The 24564-nt window shown below is 52.8% G+C and carries 20 protein-coding genes and 2 tRNA genes; 7 read left to right on the forward strand and 15 right to left on the reverse strand.

Going from position 1 to position 24564, the window contains the following annotated elements; translation table 11 throughout:
* Nucleotides 1-259: 259 nt before the first annotated feature.
* The 7 genes from GW579_RS05410 to GW579_RS05440 all read right to left on the reverse strand — a co-directional run bounded on the left by GW579_RS05410 (nt 260) and on the right by GW579_RS05440 (nt 7417).
* On the reverse strand, nt 260-1216 hold the full coding sequence (locus GW579_RS05410; RefSeq protein ID WP_165057948.1) for an oligopeptide/dipeptide ABC transporter ATP-binding protein: 957 nt from the start codon (nt 1214-1216) through the stop codon (nt 260-262).
* On the reverse strand, nt 1216-2229 hold the full coding sequence (locus tag GW579_RS05415) for an ABC transporter ATP-binding protein (RefSeq protein WP_165057950.1): 1014 nt from the start codon (nt 2227-2229) through the stop codon (nt 1216-1218). The genes GW579_RS05410 and GW579_RS05415 overlap by 1 nt, the downstream gene beginning before the upstream one ends.
* A 1-nt stretch (nt 2230) precedes the next feature.
* Nucleotides 2231-3142 (reverse strand): D,D-dipeptide ABC transporter permease, encoded by a 912-nt coding sequence (gene ddpC / locus GW579_RS05420; RefSeq protein WP_152326901.1) that lies wholly within the window; start codon nt 3140-3142, stop codon nt 2231-2233.
* Between the two features lie 4 nt (nt 3143-3146).
* Nucleotides 3147-4163, reverse strand: coding sequence for an ABC transporter permease (locus GW579_RS05425; protein WP_165057952.1), 1017 nt, complete (start codon nt 4161-4163; stop codon nt 3147-3149).
* A gap of 141 nt (nt 4164-4304) precedes the next feature.
* Nucleotides 4305-5888 carry an ABC transporter substrate-binding protein gene (locus GW579_RS05430; RefSeq protein WP_206738759.1) on the reverse strand — a complete coding sequence of 528 codons (1584 nt, stop codon included), beginning with the start codon at nt 5886-5888 and terminating at the stop codon, nt 4305-4307.
* Nucleotides 5889-5932: 44 nt separating this feature from the next.
* The gene (ddpX, locus tag GW579_RS05435) at nt 5933-6514 is read right to left on the reverse strand and encodes a D-alanyl-D-alanine dipeptidase (RefSeq protein WP_165057954.1); all 582 of its coding nucleotides are present in this window, start codon (nt 6512-6514) and stop codon (nt 5933-5935) included.
* A 30-nt stretch (nt 6515-6544) separates the two neighbouring features.
* On the reverse strand, nt 6545-7417 hold the full coding sequence (locus GW579_RS05440; protein ID WP_152326898.1) for a MurR/RpiR family transcriptional regulator: 873 nt from the start codon (nt 7415-7417) through the stop codon (nt 6545-6547).
* Between the two features lie 407 nt (nt 7418-7824).
* Here GW579_RS05440 and GW579_RS05445 point away from each other — a divergent pair.
* A tRNA-Asn gene (locus tag GW579_RS05445) sits at nt 7825-7900 on the forward strand.
* Nucleotides 7901-7950: 50 nt separating this feature from the next.
* On the opposite strand, the gene GW579_RS05450 is transcribed toward GW579_RS05445, so the two are convergent.
* The gene (locus GW579_RS05450; protein ID WP_165057956.1) at nt 7951-9714 is read right to left on the reverse strand and encodes a sensor domain-containing phosphodiesterase; all 1764 of its coding nucleotides are present in this window, start codon (nt 9712-9714) and stop codon (nt 7951-7953) included.
* A 399-nt stretch (nt 9715-10113) separates the two neighbouring features.
* Here GW579_RS05450 and GW579_RS05455 point away from each other — a divergent pair, with 399 nt between their 5' ends.
* Entirely contained in the window at nt 10114-10872 is a 759-nt protein-coding gene (locus tag GW579_RS05455; RefSeq protein WP_152326896.1) for an EAL domain-containing protein, read from the forward strand.
* A 69-nt stretch (nt 10873-10941) separates the two neighbouring features.
* Here GW579_RS05455 and GW579_RS05460 read toward each other — a convergent pair whose 3' ends face one another.
* Nucleotides 10942-11856 carry a GGDEF domain-containing protein gene (locus GW579_RS05460; RefSeq protein ID WP_165057958.1) on the reverse strand — a complete coding sequence of 305 codons (915 nt, stop codon included), beginning with the start codon at nt 11854-11856 and terminating at the stop codon, nt 10942-10944.
* A 726-nt stretch (nt 11857-12582) separates the two neighbouring features.
* Here GW579_RS05460 and GW579_RS24010 point away from each other — a divergent pair.
* Complete coding sequence (locus tag GW579_RS24010) at nt 12583-12834, forward strand: hypothetical protein (RefSeq protein WP_425273612.1); 252 nt, start codon at nt 12583-12585, stop codon at nt 12832-12834.
* Nucleotides 12835-12956: 122 nt separating this feature from the next.
* Nucleotides 12957-13046, forward strand: a tRNA-Ser gene (locus tag GW579_RS05470).
* Nucleotides 13047-13106: 60 nt separating this feature from the next.
* On the opposite strand, the gene GW579_RS05475 is transcribed toward GW579_RS05470, so the two are convergent.
* The 6 genes from GW579_RS05475 to GW579_RS05500 form a co-directional block, all read right to left on the reverse strand.
* Nucleotides 13107-13625, reverse strand: coding sequence for a DUF4760 domain-containing protein (locus tag GW579_RS05475; protein ID WP_165057960.1), 519 nt, complete (start codon nt 13623-13625; stop codon nt 13107-13109).
* A 244-nt stretch (nt 13626-13869) separates the two neighbouring features.
* Complete coding sequence (astE, locus tag GW579_RS05480; protein WP_165057962.1) at nt 13870-14850, reverse strand: succinylglutamate desuccinylase; 981 nt, start codon at nt 14848-14850, stop codon at nt 13870-13872.
* An 18-nt stretch (nt 14851-14868) separates the two neighbouring features.
* Nucleotides 14869-16212: an N-succinylarginine dihydrolase gene (gene astB, locus GW579_RS05485; RefSeq protein ID WP_165057963.1), complete on the reverse strand. Its 1344-nt coding sequence runs from the start codon at nt 16210-16212 to the stop codon at nt 14869-14871.
* A gap of 11 nt (nt 16213-16223) precedes the next feature.
* A complete protein-coding gene (astD, locus tag GW579_RS05490) occupies nt 16224-17702 on the reverse strand; it encodes a succinylglutamate-semialdehyde dehydrogenase (protein WP_165057965.1) in 1479 nt (492 codons plus the stop codon).
* On the reverse strand, nt 17699-18772 hold the full coding sequence (gene astA / locus GW579_RS05495) for an arginine N-succinyltransferase (protein ID WP_165057967.1): 1074 nt from the start codon (nt 18770-18772) through the stop codon (nt 17699-17701). The genes astD and astA overlap by 4 nt, the downstream gene beginning before the upstream one ends.
* A gap of 44 nt (nt 18773-18816) precedes the next feature.
* Entirely contained in the window at nt 18817-20037 is a 1221-nt protein-coding gene (locus GW579_RS05500) for an aspartate aminotransferase family protein (RefSeq protein WP_165057969.1), read from the reverse strand.
* A 765-nt stretch (nt 20038-20802) separates the two neighbouring features.
* Between GW579_RS05500 and GW579_RS05505 the strand changes: the two genes are divergently transcribed.
* The 3 genes from GW579_RS05505 (at nt 20803) to GW579_RS05515 (ending at nt 24564) form a co-directional block, all read left to right on the forward strand.
* Nucleotides 20803-21792, forward strand: a complete 990-nt coding sequence (locus GW579_RS05505) for an autoinducer 2 ABC transporter substrate-binding protein (RefSeq protein WP_152326888.1) — start codon at nt 20803-20805, stop codon at nt 21790-21792.
* 269 nt (nt 21793-22061) lie between these two features.
* Nucleotides 22062-23582 carry a sugar ABC transporter ATP-binding protein gene (locus tag GW579_RS05510; RefSeq protein ID WP_152326887.1) on the forward strand — a complete coding sequence of 507 codons (1521 nt, stop codon included), beginning with the start codon at nt 22062-22064 and terminating at the stop codon, nt 23580-23582.
* Entirely contained in the window at nt 23575-24564 is a 990-nt protein-coding gene (locus GW579_RS05515; RefSeq protein ID WP_165057971.1) for an ABC transporter permease, read from the forward strand. Before GW579_RS05510 ends, GW579_RS05515 begins: the two co-directional genes overlap by 8 nt.

A 24564-nucleotide genomic window follows, 5' to 3' on the forward strand; every position in this document is an offset into this window, starting at 1 on the left:
GGCTTCGAGACCATAGGCTCGAAGACCGAGAGAAGGCAGTGCGAAGCACCTGGATTTGCGCCACCCGCTAATGCGCCGGAACATGTCCGTCGTGCCTGCGACAGCGCGCAGTAAAAGAGCCCGGGGGGTCTTGGGGGGTGGCGGCGACAGGCCGCCCCCAAGTCGGTGTGGGCCGACGCCCACGACTTTGACCTTAAGGCCAGAGTGGGTGGCAACCCAAGGTCTTGACCTTGACCTGGAAATGATAAAAAAAGCGCCTTTATGCCCGCTCCGGCATAACCCGATGACATCTCGCCACCACACCCCCTGCCCCGCAGACAAGCTCCTGCGGCAGCTGGCAGCCGTCACCTGCCAGCGGACAGCGTTCGCGAAAATAGCATCCCATCGGCAGGTTCCGGTTGCTCGGTAATTCCCCTTTTTTATCGACGACGCCGTCATCTAATAGCCGTCCGGCACGGGGAACGGAATCAAGCAGCAGGCGGGTGTAAGGATGCTGTGGTGCTGTCAGCACTTTTTCCGCCGCGCCCAGCTCTACGATTTGCCCGAGATACATCACCGCCACGCGGTCGCTCATGTGACGAACCACCGACACATTGTGAGAAATCAGCACATACGTCAGATTGCGCTGTCGTTGCAATTCCACCAGCAAATTGAGGATTTGCGCCTGCACGGAAATATCCAGCGCCGAGGTGGGTTCGTCGAGCACAATGATATCCGGCTCTGAGGACAACGCGCGGGCGATGGAAATACGCTGGCGCTGACCGCCGGAAAATTCATGCGGCAGACGGTCGAGGTATTCTTTGCGGATGCCGACCTGCTCCGCCAGTGTGGCGGCGAGTTCACGGCGTTCGCGGCTGCTGTTGTGTTTCTGCACAAACACCGGTTCGGTGATAATCCGCCAGACTGGCAGACGCGGATCAAGCGACGATTGCGGATCCTGAAACACCATTTGCATGCCGGAACCGAACCAGGAATTATCATGACGCGCACGGTGAATTTCTCCGCTGCTCGGCTTTTGCAACCCCATCAGCAACTGAGCCAGCGTGCTTTTACCGCAACCGGACTCACCGACTATCCCCAGCGTTTCACCGCGGATGATATTCAGATCCAGTCCGTTGAGCGCATGGACGTAACCGGTCGGTTTACCGCGCCAGTTAAAACTGGCGGGGAAACGCACGCGGACATCCTGGAGTTCGACTAACGCTTCGGCAATCATCAGGAAAGCTCCTCTGTGCGTTGGATGGGAATTTGCGGGTGCCAGCAGGCCACCGACTGACGCGGAAATTGCGGCAACGGCGCGAGCCCCGGCGTTTGGGTGCAGCGGTCATCGGCGTGATTACAGCGTCCCCGAAACGCACAGCCCTGCGGCAGTTTTGACAGGTTCGGCACCGTGCCGGGAATGGCTTTCAGCAGGCTGCGCGGTTCGCCATTTTCCGGCGCGGCCTGCAACAGGCCGATGGAATACGGGTGCGACGGCGAGTCGATCACGTCTGTCGTGTTGCCGCTTTCAATCACATGCCCGGCGTACATCACGTAAACGCGGTCGCAAAGCTGCGACACCACCGCCATATCGTGAGTGATAAATAACACTGCTGTGCCGCTGGCGCGGGCTTTGCGCTGGAGTAAACGCAGAACCTGACGCTGCACGGTAACATCCAGCGCGGTGGTCGGTTCGTCGGCGATAATCAGTTCCGGTTCACAGGAAAACGCCATTGCGATCAGCACGCGCTGGCGCATACCGCCGGAAAGTTCGAACGGATAACGCGACATCACCTGCTCCGCGTCGGCAATTTGCATATCTTCCAGCAGGCCGGTGGCTTTTTTCCAGGCCTGCGCTTTGCTGATCTTCTGGTGCAGACAGATAACCTCACACATCTGTCGCCCGATTTTGCGCGTCGGGTTCAGCGCATTCATCGGTTCCTGAAAAATCATCGCCACCCGCGCACCGCGCAGCTTACGCATCTGTTCTTCGCTGGCATGAACCACGTCGGTGCCGAGCATGCGTAATTCGCCGCCGGTGACGGTAAAACCATCAGGGGGTAACAGGCGCATCGCCATCATCGCTGTGACCGATTTACCGGAACCGGATTCACCGACCACGCCGACAATTTCTCCGGCACTGACCGACAGCGATACCTGATTCAGCGCTTTCACTTCGCCGCCGTAAACCGGAAAGACCAGTTGCAGATTGTCGATTTCCAGAACCGGCGCGTTGTTTTGATCAGCCATTTCAGCGCCCTCTGCTTTTCGGATCGAGCAGGTCGCGCAGACCGTCACCGAACAGGTTAAAACCGGTGGCGGTGATCAGGATCGCCACGCCGGGGAAGGCCGAATACCACCACTGGTCGAGAATATAATTACGGCCATTCGATACCATCGCCCCCCATTCTGCCGTCGGTTGTTGCGCGCCAAGGCCGATAAAGCCGAGCGTCGCCGCCATCAGAATCGAGGTGCCGATATCCAGTGACGCCTGCACCACCAGCGGCGGCATCACGTTTCGCAATACGTGCCAGGTGATCAGATGCCAGCGCGACGCGCCAAACGTTCGCGTGGCCTGCATGTACGCCTGATGGCGCAGCATCAGCGTCTGTCCGCGCGCCAGCCGGACGTAAAACGGAATGCGCACCACGGCAATCGCCAGCATCGCGTTGAACAGACTTGGCCCGAGCGCCGCCGCGAGCGCCATCGTTAAGACCAGCGACGGCACCGACAGCATGATGTCCATGCAGCGCATGATCAGCGCATCGACGACTCCGCCAACCACGCCGGAAAAACAGCCCAACAGTGAGCCAATGGTGCCCGCAATGATCACCACTGCCAGCCCGGCGGCGACCGACTGCTGGCTGCCGATCAGCACGCGGCTGAACAGGTCGCGCCCGACTTCATCGGTGCCAAACCAGTGCGCAGCAGACGGTGCCTGTAAGCGGTCGGTCAGGCTGATGGCGTTCGGATCGTGCGGCACCAGCCACGGCGAAAAAATCATGATAAACAGGACAATGAGCATGATCGCCAGCCCGAGCATCGTCAGCGGGCTGCGGCTCAGCAGATGGAAAGTCCGCCGCCAGGTGGCGAAGCGCGGTTTGACGTCCGGCGGCACAATACCCGCACGGTGGTTATTCACGCCAGGTTCAATCACAGACATTCACTCACCCCTCCCGGCCAATGCGCGGGTCAATCCACACATACAGCAAATCCACGCACAAATTGACGATGACGTAAGCAAACGACACCACCACCGCAAAGCCCATCACCGCCGGGAAATCCAGCGCCTGAATCGAACTCACCACATACGCGCCCATACCCGGCCAGGCAAAAACCGTTTCGGTCAGCACTGCGCCGTAAAGCAAATCACCCATCGCCAGCCCGAGTACGGTCACGGACGGGATCAGCGCATTCGGCAACGCGTGGCTGAGGATCACGCGCCAGCGCGACAGCCCGTTAGCGCGCGCCGTGCGGATGTAATCCTCACTCAGTTGCTCCAGCATCGCCGAGCGGATTTGCCGCGCCACAATGCCCATGTGGACGAACGCCAGCGTCAGCGCTGGCATCGCCAGATGTTGCAAACTGTTCCAGAAGGCGTCCCAGTTGCCGGTCAGCAGCGAATCGAGGACATAAAAGCCGGTGATATTTACGGGCGGATCCATCCAGTCATCCAGTCTTCCACCGCCCGGCAGCAGGTTCAGATGACCATAGAACAGGATGATGACACCCAGTCCCAGCCAGAACGCTGGCGTAGAAATTCCCAGTACGGAAAGCAGACGCACCAGGTGATCCGGAAATTTATTGCGATATACCGCTGACAACACGCCCAGCGGAATGCCGAGCACGATGGCCAGAAACAGCGCGCTGACGGCCAGTTCCAGCGTGGCGGGGAAGAAAGCCTTGAGATCGTCGAGCACCGGTCTGCCGGTGCGGATCGACGTCCCTAAATCACCGTGTAACAGGTCGCTCACGTAACGGAAAAACTGCACATACAAAGGCTGGTTCAGCCCGAGTTGCTCACGGATATGTTCGACCATTTCGTTGCTGGCACGGTCGCCCGCCAGAAGACGCGCCGGATCGCCGGGGATCATGTGCGAGATGATAAAAGTGATGACGCAAACGCCCGCCATCACCAGTATCAAACCCCAGCATCGCTGACGGATCAGAGTCCAGAAAGTCATAATATCTCCGGTCAAATGCCCTAAATAATCCGAGCTGCAGGAAGGCGGCCAGCTCACAAGTCCCCGGGAACAGGGATGAACCCTGTGACCGGGGCGACTGAGCGCAGCCAACGCACCTGCGGTTCGAAGTATGACGGGGATTTATTGTTTGCTCATTTGCGCAACGTTAAAGACCTGCTCAAGCATCGGGTTGAAAACAAAGCCTTTGACGTCTTTGTTCATCGCGACCTGATAATTTTTCTGGAACAGATAGACATACGCCGCTTCGTCGATGACGATTTTCTGCGCCTGCTGGTAATAGTCCGTGCGCTGTTTCTGGTCAGTGACTGACACGGCTTTTTTCAGCAGCGCATCGACGTCAGGATTGGAATAAAACGAACGGTTGCCCGGCAGCCCTTTTTTGTCGGACTCGAACCAGTAGTTCATGAACATGTACGGGTCGGCGAAATCCGGGCTCCAGTTACCTATCGAAATGTCGTAATCGCCCTGCCCGATACGGTCGCGCATGGTGGCGTTCGCCAGTTTTTCCAGCTTCACGTTGATCCCGGCCTGACCGAGGCTGGCCTGTACGGCAAGCGCGATGGATTCCCAGTTCGGATCGTTATCGGAATAAAGGAAATCCAGCGTCTGAGATTTGTCTTTCACTTTGCCCAGATCGGCTTTCGCCTGCGCCAGATCCAGAGTGTATTGTTTGGCCGTCGGGTCAAAACTCCACATGCCATCCGGGATTGGCCCGCGCATCTGTTTAGCATTACCGCCGAGAATGCCCTTCACCATGCCCTGATAATCCACCGCAGAAGAAATCGCGCGGCGCAAATCCACCTGGTTAAGCGGCGTTTTGGCGTTATTGAGATACAGATACGTCACGCGCAGCGACGGGAATTCTTCCACCGCGACTTTGTCTTCTTTTTTCAGCGCCGCCAGCTGGTCCATCGGCAGGGAATCAGCAATGTCCAGATCGCCGCGCGACAGTTGCAGACGGCGTGTGGCGCTCTCACCAATAATCTTAACCGTGACGCGTTTAAAAGCCGGTTTTTCGCCGCTGAAATGCGGGTTCGGCACCAGCACCAGTTGCTGACCTTTCTGCCAGCGATCCAGTTTATACGGGCCGGAACCGGCAGTATGACCGGCCAGCCAGGCTTTGCCTTCATCAGCCGGATTGGCTTTAGCAATCGCCGGATTCACAATGCCCGCGCCGTCATTAGCCAGCGTATACAGGAACGGCGCGAACGGCGTTTTCAGCGTGAACGTGACGGTCAGGGGATCCACCACCGTCACCGCCATGTCTTTTGGAAAGGCTTCCGACGGCCCCTGCGCAATTTTCATCAGGCGCTCAAACGACCATTTCACCGCATCGGCATTGACGTCGGAACCATCATCAAATTTCGCGCCCGGTTTGAGTTTAAATGTCCAGACCAGCTGATCCGGCGACGCCGTCCAGCTTGCCGCCAGGTCGCCTTCTACCTGCGTTGAGCCTTTGCCGTTTTCGGTTTTATACTGCACCAGACGCTGATACGCCGGATACGTAACCGTCCAGTCGTTATTGTCGATGGTCACCGCCGGATCCAGCGTTTGCGGATCTGCCGCTTTACCAATCACCAGCATGTCTTTCGGAACGGCGGCCTGCGTGGCAAAACTCAAACCTGACAGGGCGAGAAAAATGGCACCGGCGACCTGCGTTTTCGTATTTTTGCGGAACGTGTTAATTGCTGTGTTGCTCATCATAGAACTCCTGGCTCTGTCAAAAAGTGAGAAGAGACGTGCAATGATTACGCGGCATTCACCGGCGGATAACAGCCGAACCGCTCCTCCAACAACGGATACGTTTTGGCATCCGGTAATTCAAAGTGCCACCACTCGCTGGTGATACCCTTAAAGCCGCCCGCCGCCATCACGGCATTGAGCAACAAACGGTTACGCTGAATTTCTGGCGGTAAGTCGGGATAAAACGGATGCGAAACTTCGGTCATTTCATCAAATCCCGCGCCCATATCCACCACGTCTCCCCGCTCATCCAGCAAGGTCAGATCCACCGCCACGCCGCGGCTGTGGTGCGAACCAAGTTTGATATCCACGACGTAATCCGGATTCGGAAATGCCGCCCATAAACAGGCCTGCGCGGCCTGCGGCCGGTAGGCGTCGTAGATTTTCAACCGGAATCCCGCCAGCTTCGCGACCTCATTGCAGCGCACCAGCGCAGCCGCCGCATCGGGATGTAACAAACAGCGCGCTTCGCGATAAATCGGCTGACCGGTCAGGTTATCGGCGGTGGCATATTTCAGGTCGATCACCGCGTCAGGCAGGCTTTCCGCCAGGTCAATCAGGGCAACGTCGGGTATTTTTGTGTTCATCAATAAACTCTGTCCGCAGGTGGTAGAAAATTACGATTCAAATTGTCCGAGCTGTTTCTGCAAAATCCGGTTGTTGGCCAGCCGCTGTTCTACATCGTTCCCGCGCAGTTCCAGCACTGAAGAACACAGCAGGTTGAAGAGGCAGCTGAGCGGCGCCATCGAATCCCAGAACTGACCGGTATCCGTTTTCACCTGCAATAAATCAACCGGATAATCGCGCGCCCACGGACAGTAAATGTCGGTGATCAGCGCCACGTTCAGCCCGCGTTCGCAGGCCGCTTCACAATAGGTTTGCGCCATTTTCGAGTAAGCGCGGGTATCGGTCACCACCAGATAAGGCTGCGCGAATTCCGAATTGAGCGATTCCACGTAAGTGCCGGAAAGCCCGTCGGCGAAATAGACTTTCGGGCGAAGATATTCGAGATAGCTCGCAAAATTATTGGCGATACCGCGCACCGACTGAATGCCGAGAATAAACACCGCGTCAGCCTCTGCCAGACGGCGGCTGACCTGGGCAAAACTGTCGGTCTGCGCCAGCTGATACACGTGATTAATGGCTTCGAGCTCGAGCGCCAGTGACTGTTGCAGCTTTTCCTGCTGCGGCTGTTTGCTGCGTTCGCGGTAAGCGCCAAGGCGATCGGTCACCACCCAGGGCTGATAAGACGAGCCGCTTTGCAGGCGCAGCGTTTGTTTGAAATCATCCAGGTTGCGATAGCCCAGACTGCGCAGATAACGCCCGACAGAAATGCCGCTGGTCGCCGCGCTGCGCGCAATGCTGTCGGCAGTTTCGAAAGGAATTTGCGCCAGATTCGCCAGCAGATACCCGGCAATGCGCTTTCCTGTCGGCGTTTGCGCGGAGAATGACGCTTCGATTTGTTCAATCACATCCTGCGCTGGCTGCATCGGTTAATCCCCTGTTGCTGTTTTTGTTGCTTCATTGTCAAAAAACTAGCCGCTGTTAGTAAAATAACAATGCACGGGGTGTGCCAACTCCCACAAATGTGTGAAATTTGTGGAGCAGATCGGAAAATATGACGTTTTAATGAACAGAAAGTGGCAAAGAACGTGCTTAGCAATTTGTAAAACGCTGCTTGCGCGCAACCACCGCACAACAATCAGGCAACTTGTGGTTGTTTTTAGTGCAAACGCTTTCCGGTAAGCTGAGAAAAGAAGTAAAAAAGGGAGAGGATTTAATCGCTTTGTCTTAAGAGTCAACAAGTTGGATATTAAGAGAGCACTCAGACAAGTTTTTGCGTTAACCCTTTGACATGCCCACAGCCAGTCGCTATTATTCGCCCCGTTCCAACGATTCCTCTGTAGTTCAGTCGGTAGAACGGCGGACTGTTAATCCGTATGTCACTGGTTCGAGTCCAGTCAGAGGAGCCAAATTAGAGACGCCCGCTTAAGGAAACTTAAGCGGGCGTTTTGCTTTCGCATTAAGACTGACTCTTATTTCTGTCGTGATACCAGACTTCCAAATCCCCTGCTCTCATCGGCCTGGCATAAACATATCCCTGCACTTCGTCACAGCCCAGTGCACGTAATATCTCTACCGTTTTGTCATCTTCCACACCTTCGGCCAGCACCACATAATCAAGTTGCTTAAGTAACCTGACAACGTTGCGCACAATGATGCGGCTGGCTTTATCGCTGGCAATCTTACTGACAATCGAACGGTCAAGTTTAATGATGTCCATAGGGATCTGACGCAGATAATTGATATTGCTGTAGCCCGAACCAAAGTCATCCAGTGATATTTTGAATCCGCGTAACTTCAGCATTTCAAGCCCGTTGAGAGCCGCCGGGCTTTCCAGCATTTTCTCCGTTTCCAGACATTCCACACCGAGTAACGCGGGAGTGAGTCCGGCGTTTCGCATTTTATGGTCGAGTTCATCCGCAAAATCTGGCCGCGAAAAATCGCTGGCGGCCAGATTAATAGAAACAGGCAGAGAAATACCCTGACTGCGCCACTGGCCTAACTGGGCGATAGCATGATCAATCACCCACCCCGTGAGTTCCCGCATCAGACTGGTCCGCTCCACCAGCGGGATAAACAACCCGGGCAAAACCTCACCGTGCGTCGCGTGTTTCCAGCGCAGAAGCGCTTCGACGCCCGTAATCTGACCGTTCAGCAAAGAAACTTTCGGCTGATAAACCAGATACAATCCCCGGTCTTCGTGGAGTGCCTCTCTCAAACCCGTGAGCAGGCTGAAATCATTTTTCTTCCGGTTATCCAGCACCTCATCGTAGGTCATATACCGGTGCCCGTGACTTATTGCTTCATGCAAAGCACTAACAGCGCGACGCAGAATTTCACCCGGCGTCATAGCGTTATCACAACACCCTGAATCGCCGATATGAATATCCAAATCCAGCGGAACCTCAGGGCTGATTTTGGCCTGTATCCCCCGTAAGCGCTGGGCGACATTTTCGAGGGCCGAATTCTCTTTATCATGGGTGAAATAGGCAAACCGCCCCACTGCCACGGCGTAAAGTTGTTCGGTCAGTTGCAGCCGGGCCTGAAGCTGCACCGCCATGTCGCGCAATAAATTTTCCACGACGGTCATGCCCAATGACCGCGCCATTTCGTACGCAAACGGCATGTCGATACAGTCAATGATGACGAGTTTAAACGTGCTCTCTTTTGACACAGAGATATCTTTAAGCATCCGCTGCCGGTTCGGCAAGAGTGTCACAATGTCGATATATCCGACGTTATGCCAGGACGCCAGAAAGCCCGACACTAACCCGGCCAGCTGTTCAAAAATATTGATCTGCTCGCCGGACAGAGTGCGCGGTTGAGTATCTAAAAGGCACAATGTCCCTACTGCGACCCCATCCTGCGTTTTGAGCGGGCAACCGGCATAAAAACGAACAAAAGGCGCCTCCGTAATGGCGTCGTAAGTTTTGAAATCTGGATGCCGGTGGGTATCCGGGCAAATATACGTTTCGCCCTGTTCCAGCGTATTTGTGCAAAACGCTTCGCCGAGGTTCGTTTCCGTCACCGTCATATTCTGGGCTGATTTAATGTACTGTTTTTCATCATCCAGAACGGAAACAAAGCACATCGGCATATCGAGTAGCTGACAGGCCAGAAGTGTATATTTTTTTAACGCCTCGTCCCGAACCTCATCGTGGCTCTTAAGCAGGTTTATCGCTGCGCGCTTTTTACTTTCATCGCTGCGGAGATCAGTCAACATAGCAATACTCCGGTATAATGAGTCTTTTCTATTCTCTTGCCTGTGGTCATACCTTCGTTAGCCTGACAAAGGTGACAACATAGGCGTCACATCACATCCTATCGCCACATCATAAAGTTTCCCAGTAAATGTCGGCGGCAACTATGTCAGGCTGCCCACACCGTATTGTGAACAGGTTCCCTAATAAAAAACCCCTGCCGGCGGTCTGTGCGGGAATATCCGTCACATGTAACTCTCGAAAATATTATGATTGCTAATGTTTTTATCCGTTTTTTAAAAAGATATAACGCTTAAAATCAGTCAATTAGATTTGTTTCATCGATCAATAGATATTTATCAATAGGTTTTATCATAGGAAAAATCGATCAATATGTGTTTATTAATTCGCGAAAGTGATCAATGATCACCTCTGCAAAATGGCGGACTTTTAAGGAGGAAATGATGTTGCGTTTAAATTTTCAAGTCTCATGCAAATTCAGATGTGAGCCTATCTATAGTGTCGGAGGTTTACTACACGCAGTCGAATTATTAACGGGCTTCGAAGGTGGATACAGCGGCGGAAAAATCGAACCTCAAAAATTTATCAGTTCCCTGGATACAAAATCTAAACACGAATTATTGCTAGCACAGCTAAATGAAATTAACGCGCGCTCCCTGTTTTTCAAACGTAATAAATTGCTTTGTTCCCTTAATATCGACCAAAGCATGGCAATTATGATACTCGAAGATCATCATATAAAAGAAATCCTGGACAGTAATGATTTTATAAGACTGGAAATATCTGAACGTTTCCCCAAAATAGATAAATTAGAAGGCAATATACTGGTAGACACTCTGTCCGGAAAATATAAATTATGGCTCGACGACTACGGTACTGATTTCAGCAATATAAACACTCTGAAGAACACTCAATTTGAATCAGTCAAAATAGATAAAAAATTCTTTTGGGAAAATGGTGATTCCGTCATGTGGCCAACCATTATTGATAATATCAACCAGTATTGCAACTCAATCATTGTTGAAGGTGTTGAAACCGGAACCCAGCTAAGAAACCTGCGGTATAGCGGCGTCTCCTGTGCACAAGGTTTTCTATTCCCTTCCGTTCCCCTGGAAGATATCGAAATTCTGATACCCGGGAAAGGTCAAACTCATTTATAAATACGTTAACTTATCCTGTGGACAATAACGATAAATGAATCATCTGCCGCGGCGCAAAAAGCAACAATGTCAGGCGGCGGATTCACTGAGTATCATGGTCTTATTTTTCCCGCTCGTTTTAGCTTTATATAGCGCGTTATCAGCGGTTGCTATGGTTTCAAGCACAGATTGTATGTCATTGTGTTCAGCCAGGCCTATTGAAACGGTGACATGTACTTCATGGCTGTCTAACTTTATGTTGCTATCCTGGATAAGGAGCCTGATGTCTTCTGCTATCCTGGCCGCATTTGCTAAGTCAGCGTTTATAAAAACAATGAACTCTTCCCCGCCGTATCTGCCAACGAAATCATTGTCTCTGACATTTTCCTTCACAAGATAAGCAATTCTTTTAATGACTTTATCTCCAAAAGGATGCCCGAAGGTATCATTCAAATATTTAAAGTTGTCAATATCCAGCATGAGCACACAGAATTTCTCACCATAGCATTCATTCAGCGATTCAATATAGGCGTCAATACTTCTTCGGTTGTTAATCCCTGTAAGTGGATCCGTTTTTGAAGCCATTTTGAAAAATAATTCTCTTTTAGATAAATTAATTAAGTTATTTAAAAAAACATAGACCAGCGAGATATAAAGCAAACTGAGGATGGTTTTGATAATTGCGAGAGCCCAATAACCATTTTCGTTGAGCGCACTGACGTGCGTGAGCAGATTAAAGGCTTGCGCAATGCAGTATGAATATATTACATAACGGATCCGCATCCGCCCCCTGAGATTAAAAACCAGCAACATCACAAAATAAACAAGAGAAAACGCATCATAAAATGTCGATATTCCAAATAAAAACACAGTACTTATAATCAGACTTGCAAAGAATGTTGGATATCCGAAAACAATAAGCCCAAAAGTGATTGGAGATATAACAACACTATAAATACTTGTATTATTTTGTTCCCCGATACTGAATAAATAAATGCTAGCCAAACCAAGGACTATTCCTAGCAATATTTTTAATGATACGTGTTCGCTCAGCGCAGATCTGTAGTTTATCAATGGAATGGAGATACAAGTATAGGTAATGCATATCCCCACGAGCGTGTTAATAAACGTTAACTCTATGAAGTCCATAACAAGGTAGCCACTGTAATTAAATCACACGGAAGAGTGTATCTTTTCCACAAACAAGTAACAAGGAAACCTGTCAGGCAGAAACTGGCATTGTTATCAGGAATATTTTCTTGTTTTTCCGAAGACAGACTTTCCTGTATACATAGCGTACACGTTTTTTCCAGAATATTATTGTTTCAGCCTGGAAAAAGCAGGTTTTATAACTAAAAAATTTCACCCATGAATTCAAAAGATTTCAGGTTGATAAAAGATAATTCATTAATTTCTCTAAAGTGTTGACATCTCTGTAACTCGAAATAAGACCTTTGTTATGGGTTTTTATATTTCAACCCCTCACAGACAGGCTACTCCGCAACATGTACCAGGATAACTTTATAAGAAAACAGACCACTTCATATTTATTCCGTTTAATTCAGGCCGCGCTCTGCCGTCCCTTACACAACTTGATCAGCTTTATCAGATTATATTTATTCCTCGATATTAACCCTGCCACACGGTCCTGGATTTATAAATCAGACGGACAAAAATGGTGAGCTAATAAATTGGATTTTATTCTTTAGTTTTAAATTGATGAGGTGGCTTATGAGTAAGAACTATGACGATGATTTGCAGGAGCAACCGGCGAAAAACTCAAGCATCTGGACGCGTGCAGACGCTTTAAAAGTGAATGAAAATGACCCGACCGGATGGGGTCTATGGCTTTGTCAGCAACGAGATTTTTGGACCTTATGTTCCGCTGAACGGTTCAGCATTGGTGTTGGGGAATCCGCCATCCCAGCCCTTCCAGACCTACTCGCACTCCGTCATGCCGATCTTTTAGCCACTCCCCGTTGACTAAAACGTCTCCCTGAATGCTCTGTGAGCGTCTGACACAATACTCCGAAATTCTGCTTGACCCTTTGGGGCTGTCTCCCTATAGTAGCGCCCCGTTACAGCGCTTGCGGTGTAACAAATCCGGTGAGGTGTCTGAGTGGCTGAAGGAGCACGCCTGGAAAGTGTGTATACGAGTAATCGTATCGAGGGTTCGAACCCCTCCCTCACCGCCATATAAAAGAAAAAGGTCCTGATGAAAATCAGGGCCTTTTTCTTTAGCAGCAAGCCGAAAGTCAGTATATAAACCAGCGCCGTTTAGAATTCAAAGGCCGCTTTTTCCAGCGCCCTGCTAGCCATTCAAATTCCTGATAAGTCGTTGTGGATTTCACATCCTCTCTCAAGGCTTTTATCAGAGGTTCCGCAATATCCCAGGTGTCGATCACTGTCGAATACGAAGTCCGCTTAATCATCTCTTCATCATAAATACCGCTACGGATAGTGACCGCCACCCGCTCATAGAAGTTAAGTATGTATTGGAATTTGCTCCGTTCCCGTATTTCTTCATCTGTAACGGTCGATGATCCGACAGCAAAAACAAACGAACGGAAAGATTTTCCTGAGAGATGCGCTTTCTTCAGTACATGCAGGGAATGCACATAACGGGCGTCGCTACGGCTTTCAAACAGAAAAACAGCCGTCTGCGTTTTTCTGGCGATACTGACATTATAAATAATCGTGCTGATGGCTACGATCACGCCAATCAGCAAAATGATATTACTCAGCAACTGTAGCCTTAAAGCATCTAATCCCATGATTCTCATCCATGAAAAAGGCGGGCTTTACCCGCCTGTGTGAGGTCAACATCCTTTAGAACCAGTCGTATTCATCAAACATTGCTTCCATGACATCCTCCGGCAACTGTGGTCATTACGTTTTCATGTTATGAAAACATGTAATAAATTCAACATCCTGCTGAACTTCCTGAGCACAAAATACGCACAATAAAACCGGCTTGCAATACTGTATGAATAATTCAGGAATGCGTCTCGCAAAAATCTACATCTTCGCCAGCATCAGACCGGCTCTCAGCCCCAGCGCGACGTTCGGGTTTGGGAACAGCACCACTTCCTCCTCTTCTGCCACCCGATACGTTTTGCCGGTTTCTTTCGCGATGACCTCACCCTTTTTAAAAGGCGTAAAGTTCAGCGCATCGGCGGGAACAAACAGATGAAAATCTTCCTGCGAGCGGATCACATCCTGCACCACGCGAAAATGCAGCATGGGCTTGCCGGTTTCACGGGCAGGCAGAGGCTCGCCGCTGACCAGGGTTTCCAGCCCGCGGCGGATCCCCGTGAACTGTGAGTGATCGTTGCTGCCAAACGGCAGCGCTTTACCCAGTTCTAACGTACAGCTGTCGGCCTGAAACACCTCGCTGCTGAAATGGGTAAATGTGCCCCCCGGCGAACGGTGATGCACCAGCGCGTCCAGCCCGCACGCGCTGAGCCATGCCAGCATCGCCTCGCTTTTTGGTCTGGTCTGCAACGGCAACAACCCGAAGCGTACATGCAGGGAGCCGCGAATGGCGGTGTGTAAATCATAATGAAAACGATGTAAGGCACCCGCCGCCGTGGCGCTGCGGTAAAACAGCGCCATCGCCTGCTCGAGTTCCTGCGCGCGTCGCGTTTCATCATTCGGGGTATAACGTGCGTGACGCCCGCCAAACATGCGGTTCATATCGGCGTCAGCAAACCGCTTATTGAGTCGCATTGATGCCGGATTGCCCAGTAACATCAGCAACCGGACCCGCAGCGCTCTTGCGCCGGAAAGCAGCTCGCCGGTCAGCTGATTCAGCAATTCTATCGGCACCGTCTCATTGCCATGAATACCCGCCGAAATCACAACGGCGGTGTCACAAGGCACACGCGGCGACAGTTCGAGAATGCCCTCGCCGCGCCACTGCCAGTCCAGCGTTTCGGTTTGTCCGGCCGGTTCGGTGACCGGCCCGCCCGCCATCGTCACCGCTAACAAATCAAACATAACTCACTCCTTTGAGGGTCAGCGCTGGAACGGGTAAACGGCACCCAGCCCGAGAATATTGGTCAGCTCATCCAGCGCAGTGCGCACTTCGGTCAGCAGTTGCGGATCCGCCAGGTCTTTGGCTTGCATCCGGTCACGGTAATGCGTATCCACCCACGTATTCAGACGCACAAACTGGCTGTCGCTCATGATCGACGCCACATTCACGGCGTTCAGCTCATTCCGGTTGAGCGCCACGCGCAGCCGCAGACAGGCCGGGCCGCCGCCGTTGCGCATACTTTCACGTAAATCAAACACTTCTATCTGATTAACCGGCCCGCCGCTTTCGACTAATTCGGACAAATAGGCCCAGACGCCGCTGTGCTGTCGTGATTCTTCCGGCACCACTAACAACATTTTGCCGTCAGATTTAGTCAGAAGCTGGCTGTTGAAAAGGTACGTTGCCACGGCGTCATCCAGAGAAACCTTCGCCTGCGGCACTTCAATCGGCTGGAAATCCAGTTCCAGTGCGGCCATTTTGCGGCGGATTTCGCTGAGCGCGCTGGCCGTATTCACAAACGCCTGCTGATGATGGAACAGCACGTTGCCATTGCTGACCGAAATCACATCGTTATGGAAAACGCCGCTGTCGATTGCCTGCGGATTTTGCTGGATAAATACCGTTCTTTTTTCATCGAGCTGATGCAAACGCGCTACCGCGTCACTGGCCAGACGCGTCTGGCGTGCCGGATAACGTACCGGTTCGTTTTCGCCGGTCACCAGCCCGTCGCGGCCATAGACAAAAACCTGCACGCCGGGTTTGTCATACGCGCCACATAACCGGTTATGGTTGGCGGCACCTTCATCGCCTAACGCGGCCACCTGCGGCAGCGCTTCGTGATGCGCGAAATAACGATCCGCGTGGAACGTCGCCCGCAAAATGGCGGAGGTGGTTTCGGCTTCTATCGCACGGTGGAATTTATTATTCAGGTTAGCGACGGTGAAATGCACGCGCCCGTCTCCGCTGTCCGCCGAAGGGGAGACCGTCGCCGCATTTGCCACCCACATGGAGGACGCCGAGCTCAGTGACGACAACAGGCGCGGTGAATACGCCTGCGCTTTTTCCAGGACTTCACGATCGCTGCCGCCGAATCCCATCTTACGTAACGTGCTGAGATGTGGCCGTTCGTGAGGCGGTAAAATCCCCTGCGCAAAGCCCAGATCGGCCAGCGCTTTCATTTTCAGCAAGCCCTGTTTCGCCGCCAGACGCGGGTTGGCGACGGCGTTCTGATTTTTAGTCGAGGCTTCATTGCCGAAAGACAGCCCCGCGTAGTGGTGCGTTGGCCCGACAAGTCCGTCAAAATTAGCTTCACATCCAGACATTCCAGCGCTCCTCAGGTTGTGCGGAAATCAACACCCGGCGACAGCGTCGCAGGAAGTTCCAGCTTGTCTGTTTCCAGCGAGGCCATCGGCCACGCGCAGTAATCCGCCGCATAATAGGCGCTCGGGCGATGGTTACCGGAAGCGCCGATCCCACCGAATGGCGCGTTGCTTGACGCGCCGGTCAGCGGTTTGTTCCAGTTCACAATCCCCGCCCTTGCTTCCAATAATAGCTGCTCAAACTGAGCACGCTCTGTGGAAATCAGCCCGGTCGCCAGTCCGAAACGCGTCTGATTAGCCAGCGCAATGGCATGATCAAAATCGCTGTAGCGGTAAATACTCAGCAAGGGCCCGAAATATTCTTCATCAGGAATACCCGCCACACCGGTCAGATCGACGATCCCCGGCGTCAGCACGGTATTGAGCGGATCCGGACGCGTCAGTAACAGCAAAGGCTTTCCGCCGAGCGCCAGTAATTCGTCCTGTGCTTTCAGCATATTGCGTGCTGCCGCATCAGAAATAACCCCGCCCATAAACGGCTGCGGATCGTCATTCCAGCCGCCGATGCGCAGTTGCATGGTCACGTCCAGCAAACGTGCGATAAACGCATCACCTGCCGCGCCCTCTTTTACCAGCAAACGGCGTGCGCAGGTACAACGCTGCCCGGCAGAAATAAACGCGGACTGAATCGTCAGGTTAACCGCAGCATCGATATCCTCAACCGGTTCGACGATCAGCGCGTTATTGCCGCCCATTTCCAGCGCCAGAATTTTTTCCGGTTGCCCTGCCAGCTGGCGATGCAACTGATACCCCGTTCCCGCGCTGCCCGTAAACAGCAGCCCGTCGATATTCCCGCAGGCCGCCAGCGCTTCGCCGGTCGTGCGCCCGCCCTGCACCAGATTCAGCACGCCTTCCGGTAAACCGGCCTGCTGCCAGAGTTTCACGGTTTCTTCCGCGGTTTTCGGCGTCAGCTCGCTCGGCTTGAAAACAATCGTATTGCCCGCCAGCAGCGCCGGAACGATGTGGCCATTTGGCAGATGTCCGGGGAAGTTATACGGCCCGAATACCGCCAGAACGCCGTGCGGACGGTGGCGTAATACCGCTTCGCCGTCCGGCATCGCCGTATGTTTTTCACCGGTACGTTGCTGGCTGGCCTCCAGAGAAATGGCCACTTTGCCGATCATCGCCTGGATTTCTGTCAGCGTTTCCCAACGCGGTTTGCTGGTTTCCTGACTGATGATTTCCGCCAGCCGGGTTTTATGTTCGTTCAGTAAATCCGCAAAACGTTTAATTACCTCGCCACGTTCGGCCACGGTTTTACGTGCCCACGCCGGAAACGCCGTGCGTGCTGCCGTGCAGGCCATTTCGACGTCTTGCGCGTCAGCGCTCAGTGCCGACCACAGCAACGTGTTATCCGCCGGATTGGTTTTACTAAGCTGCGCGCCTTGTCCGCTGCGCCACTGGCCCTGAATAAAGAGTGCTGGTTGCATCATGCGAGACTTTCCTTTTTGTGAAATTGTGTCGGTTGGGTAGCGCTGCTGCCGGGGAAAAGTGCCACGGCGCGCAGGCTGTCGCCTTCACGAACGCCGAGCATGTCAGCTTCGCGGGCGTTTAACTGAACAGATTCCGGCGAATCGCCGCCAGGGATCAGCAAGGCGCGAAAATTCTGGTACTGCTCGTTGGCGACCAGGTATTGTGGCTCGTCGCGGTCAGCGCGATGTTCTGCCAGCCTGACCGGAAACAGGCGGCTTTCTCTGACGGCGCGCAGCGAATCAATTTCGCCTTCCAGCGTCGGGCCCGCGTCAAAAATATCGACATAACCTTCGTAGCGCAGCCCTTCGCCTTCCAGCACCGCGCGCGCCGGGGCGGTTTGCGGATGGACGGCACCAATCACTTCCCGCGCTTCGTGGCTGAGCAGTTCGGTGTACAGCGGATGCTTCGGCATCAGTTCGGCGATAAAAGATTTTTGCCCCATACCGGTCAGGCGGTCGGCTTCGGCGAATTCCATACCGAAGAAATGCCGCCCGACGCTGTCCCAGAAAGGAGAACACCCGTTGTCGTCGGACATCCCGCGCATCTCCGCAATCACCTTACGGGAGAAATATTCGCGAAAAGCCGCCAGAAACAGGAAGCGAACTTTTGATAACAGCTGGCCATTTTTCCCGTGGCGATAATCCGGGTCGAGGAATAGCGTACAAAGTTCGGTGTAACCGGTGTGGTCGTTGCTCAGAAACAGCGTCGGCACCGGTTTGTAGATATTCAGGCTTTTTGAAGCGTGAACCAGCGTGCCGAGGCGGAAGTTATACCAGGGTTCGCTCAGCCCGACGGCTACTTCGATGGCGCTGACACCCACGACTTTTTCAAGTTCCGTGTCTTCGAGCACAAACAAATAACCCTGATCGGCCTTCTCAAGGCGACCTTCCCAGGTCGCCACCGAACGCTCAATGCGTCCGCGTAAATGCGCTTCATCCTTGGGCAAAGACGTTAAACCGATGCCGGTTTTGCCTGACAACAGCAGGATATCGGCGAGATCGCCGGGCCGCACAGGTCGAATCAACATCATGATGCTCTACCTCTTTCATCCCAAAGCTTATTTATGCCAGACATTCACACGCAAAGGCGCGCCACGGCGCGTTCCAGGCGGTTCAGCCCTTCTTCAATATCGGCACCCGGAATAATCAGTGACGGCGCAAAACGCAGCACGTTTGGCCCGGCAATCAGTGCAATCAGCCCTTCTTCGGCCGCCAGCGTGTTCAGCTGTTTAGCCTGATCTTTATAGCGTTCACTCATCACCGCGCCGAGCAACAGCCCCTGCCCGCGCACTTCGCTGAAGACGTGATAACGGTCGTTAATGCGTTTCAGACCGTCGACAAACCACTGGTGGCGTTTCTGCACGCCCGACAGGACTTCCGGCGTATTGATCATCTCAAAAACTTTACCCGCCACCGCCGTCGCAAGCGGGTTACCGCCGTAGGTGGTGCCGTGCGTGCCCGGCTGGAACAGCGCGGCGTAGCGGTCAGTCGTCAGCATCGCCCCAATCGGGAAACCGCCGCCGAGCGCTTTGGCGCTGGTTAAAATGTCCGGTACCACGCCGTAATGCTGGTAGGCATACAGCTCGCCGGTTCGACCCACGCCGGTCTGGACTTCATCGAAAATTAGCACTGCCTGATGTTTGTCACACAACTCGCGCAGCCCTTGCAGGAATTGTGCATCGGCAGGCACCACGCCGCCTTCGCCCTGAATCGGCTCAACAATCACAGCACAGGTACGTGAAGAAATCTGGCTGGCAACGGCGGCCAGATCGTTAAACGGCAGATGCGTAATGGCCGGTGGCAACGGCGCGAAATCTTCAGAATATTTCGGCTGACCGCCAGCGGTGACGGTGAACAACGTGCGGCCGTGGAAGGCGTTTTTAAAAGCGATAATTTCGTTTTTATCGCCACCCGCTTTATGCCCGTACAACCGCGCCAGTTTGAGTGCCGCTTCATTGGCTTCCGCGCCGGAATTACAGAAAAAAACTTTGTCGGCAAACGTCGCGTCGATCAGTTGTTTTGCCAGACGCAGCACCGGTTCGTTGGTATAGCCGTTGCCCAGATGCCAGACCTTATCGGCCTGCTCATGCAGCGTTTTACGAATTTCAGGGTGCGCATGTCCCAGCGCATTCACCGCAATACCGCCTGCAAAATCCACATAGTCTTTGTCCGCCTGATCCCACAGCCAGGATCCTTCGCCTCGCACCGGAATAAACGCGGCCGGGGCGTAAACCGGCACCATCCAGTCATCAAAGTTCTGGCGGCTGACATTTTGCGGCTGCTGTTGGTGTTCCATATAAACCTCTTTATTAAGTCTCTGTGACTGGCTGAATTCAGGGTGACCGTTACCGTCCCCCGGACTGGCAGGGAATGCAGTTATTATTTTGTTATTTAAAAGTTAATAAATAATCTCACTCAGTCACATCATAGATTGCAGTCTTCGTGCCAGCAAAGGGAAAAAGTGAATAAAAAAGACCACATCCAGAAAAAACAACCACTTAATATCGCCTGTTATTCACTTAAATTGCATAAAAAATGAATAAAAGAAAAAATCCCCTTCTGCAGCAACGAGGGGGAAGGAATGAGTATGCAGGGAATTATTTTGATTTCTGATAGCAGATATTGTGCAGGATTGTGATCTGGCGCTGATGCGGTTATGCACCGCGACAACACATTGCCCGGTAGCGGTGCATGACCGCACCCGTTTGGGGCATTTCCGCCCCGTGACCGTGTTCACATTCTGCGCAAATAAAAACGTGTGAGGAAGTTTTAGGGCTCAAAAATCCATCAGCTTTGTTTTATTGATGCGTGGTTGTTATTTAATTGTTATGTATTTGTGATTTTGTTATCGGTAACTTCAGTTCTCTCTACCACGCCATGCCGGATATTCGAATTTATGAAACCTAAATTTAACCTTATTACTTATATAAATTAACAATTACGGGCTTTGATCACACTCCGTTCACGAGCACGCGAAAAGCGCTTTCCCGTTAAGTTAATCTCTGATTGCGGCATTTACCCCGACCGCCCCTACACAAACCCTCATAAGAAAGGTACAGACATGAAATTTAACCTCGCATTAGTCAGTGCATGTGTGGTTTCAGCATGCATGTTATTCACGACACCGACTTTCGCCGCCAATAAACCCTACGACATCGCCGTCGTGGCGAAGGTCACCGGCATTCCCTGGTTCACCCGCATGGAAGTTGGCGTAAAAGAAGCGGCGCAGAAACTGGACGTCAACGCCTATCAGGTGGGTGCTTCAACGCCAGACCCGGCTCAGCAGGTGAAAGTCATTGAAGATCTCATCGCCAAAAAAGTGGATGCGATTATCGTGGTGCCGAACGATGCCAAAGTGCTGGAACCGGTGCTGAAAAAAGCCCGCGATCAGGGCATCGTGGTATTAACCCACGAATCTCCGGATCAGCAGATTGGTCAGTGGGATATCGAAACTATCGACAGCCAGAAATATGCGCAAGCCAATATGGATGAGCTGGCAAAAGATATGGGCAGCAAAGGTGGTTATGCTATTTATGTCGGTTCCCTGACCGTGCCATTGCATAACGCCTGGGCTGACGCGGCAATTAAATATCAGAAAGAAAAATACCCGGATATGCACGAAGTCACCTCACGTTTGCCGGTGGCAGAAAATATCGACAAGTCCTACTCCACCACGCTGGATTTAATGAAAACCTATCCTGATCTGAAAGGGATTATCGGTTTCGGTTCACTCGGCCCGATCGGTGCCGGTCAGGCCGTACAGCAAAAACGTGCGAAAAATAAAATCGCCGTCGTCGGTATCGCAATGCCAGCGCAGGCCGCGCCTTACCTGATGCGCGGTGACATTAAGAAAGTCCTGCTGTGGGATCCGAAAGATGCCGGTTACGCGCTGGTTACCGTTGCCGACCAGCTGCTGCAGGGTAAAGAAGTGACGAAGGATCTGACCATCGACACCTTAGGGAAAGCCGATGTGGATACCGAAAAACACGTGATTCGCTTTAATAAAATCCTCGAAGTCACACCGGATAACGCGAAATCACTCGGCTTCTGATTTAACTCTTTAATTATTTTATTTACCGGAGATAAATTTATCTCCAGCGCCATACCAGGCAAATAGAAACAGATACGGCGATGTTTGCTGTGCCGTATCTGAATTTCTAATCAGACATTGAAAACTTATATCCTAAATAATTCGGGTTGCAGGAAGGCGGCAAATGAGTGGATCCCGGTGAGCTTACATAAGTAAGTGATTCGGGTAAGCGAGTAAAGCCAACGCATCCGCAGCGCGAAGTATGAAGGGTATGCTGTAAGGATCATGTGATGAATACTCTCAGCACGTCCCCTGCCCCTGCTGAGGCCTTTATCAGCCTCGAAAAAATCAGTAAGAAGTTCCCCGGCGTATTAGCGCTGGATAATGTCAGCCTGACGCTGAATAAAGGTGAAGTGCATTGTCTCGCCGGTCAGAATGGTTGCGGTAAAAGCACCATTATTAAAGTCATTTCCGGTGTCTATCAGCCGGAAAAAGGCGCAGCGATCACCCTCGATGGGAAACTCTTTCATACCCTGACGCCGCAACTTTCTTCTTATTACGGTATTCAGGTTATTTATCAGGACTTGTCATTATTCCCAAATTTATCGGTGGCCGAAAATATTGCCATTCACCGTTATTTACCAGGCGGTGATTTTTGGGTACATCGCGAGGCAATGCGCAAAAAAGCGCTCGCTGCAATGCAACGGGTGGGCGTTTCTCTCGATCCGGACCGTAAAGTTGAAAAGTTGTCGATCGCAGACCGTCAGTTAGTGGCAATATGCCGCGCAATCGCCGCTGACGCCAGCCTGGTGATCATGGATGAACCGACCGCGTCGCTGACCCGCACTGAAGTTAACGGGCTGCTGCGGGTGGTCAATGAGCTGAAAGCGGCGGGCATTTGCGTGGTGTTCGTCAGCCATCGTTTGGATGAAGTGATGGAAGTCGCCGACCGGATAAGTGTCATGCGCGACGGCAAGCTGGTCGGCACCTATCCGGCGAGTTCGCTCGACAGCAACGAGCTGGCCTTCCTGATGACCGGGCAACGTTTTAGCTACAGCCATCTGCCGCACCGCGCGCCCGCAGAAGCCACGCCGCTGCTGGAAGTCAGCCATCTGAGCCGCAAAGGCCAGTATCAGGATATTTCGCTGTCGCTGCGTCAGGGCGAAATTACCTCGATTATCGGCCTGCTGGGGTCGGGGCGCACCGAACTGTGCCTGAGCCTGTTTGGCATGAGCCAGCCTGACAGCGGTGAAATCCGCGTGAACGGCAATGCGGTAAAATTTCACAGTAACCGCGACGCTATCCGCCACGGCATCGCGTATGTCTCGGAAGATCGCCTGACGCAAGGGCTGGTCATGGAGCAATCTATTTATGACAACACGCTGGTGTCCATTTTCGACAAGCTGCACACCGCCACCGGCCTGATGGATCACCGCAAAGCGGCCGCCGTGGTGAAAGATCTGATCCGCGACCTGAACATTAAAGTCTCGGACAGCGCGCTGCCGGTGAAAACGCTATCCGGCGGGAATGCGCAGCGTATCGCCATCGCCAAATGGGTGGCGACGCAGCCGCATATTCTGATCCTGGATTCGCCGACGGTTGGCGTGGATATCGCCAACAAAGAAGGCATCTACCGTATTGCGCGCGATCTGGCGGAGTCCGGCATGGCCGTTCTGATGATTTGCGATGAAATTCCCGAAGCTTATTACAACAGTCACCGCGTGCTGGTGATGCGCAAAGGCCAGCTGGTGGCGGAGTTTGCTCCGCACCAGAGCAGCGAAGCGCAGATTGCGGAGGCAATCAATGGATAACAAAAAGCTCTCCAAATTGTTTTCTCAGCACGAATTCTGGCTGGGATTACTGGTTCTGCTGCTGGTCATCGGCCTGAGCCTGCGCACCAATGAATTTATGACGCTCGGCAATCTCACCGACGTCGCCACCAGCTACGCCATTCTCGGCATTCTGGCCTGTGGCCTGTTCGTGGTGCTGATTGCCGGCGGCATTGATATCTCCTTCCCTGCCGTGACCTCAATCGGCCAGTACGTAATGGCGAGTTACATTATTCACCACGGCGGCAGTTTTCCGCTGGCGTTTGCGATGTCGATGGGCACCGGTTTGCTGCTCGGGCTGGTGAACGGATTCCTGGTTTACTGGCTGCGCGTTCCGGCAATTATCATCACCATTGCCACGCTGAACCTGTTTTACGGTTTGCTGGTTTATCTGACCAACGGCACCTGGCTGTACGGTTTCCCGGACTGGTTTATGAACGGCATCAGCTGGTTCTCGTTCACTGCCGCCGACGGCTATGACTATGGCCTGACATTGCCGCTGCTCAGCCTGCTCGGCGTCATTATCGCCACCGGCGTACTGATGAACCGCACCCGCGTAGGCCGTCAGATTTACGCCATGGGCAGCAACCGTGACGCCGCCTCGCGCCTCGGCCTGAACATTCTTCGTCTGCACTTCTACGTTTACGGCTTTATGGGTTTGCTGGCGGGTATCGCGGCGGTCGTACAGGCGCAAATCACGCAGTCGGTCGCGCCCAACTCCCTGCTCGGTTATGAGCTGACAGTGCTGGCGGCGGTGGTGTTAGGCGGTACCAGCATGACCGGCGGGCGCGGTTCGCTGACCGGCACCATTCTCGGCGTAATGCTGCTGGCCTTCCTGCAAAACGGGCTGACATTACTGAGCATTTCGTCTTACTGGCATCAGGTTTTCAGCGGCGTGATCATTCTGGTCAGCATCAGCAGCACCGCGTGGAACGAAAAACGCAAACTGGCAAAGGGGATGTGA

It is taken from the genome of Rahnella contaminans (assembly GCF_011065485.1).
GTDB lineage: Bacteria > Pseudomonadota > Gammaproteobacteria > Enterobacterales > Enterobacteriaceae > Rahnella > Rahnella contaminans.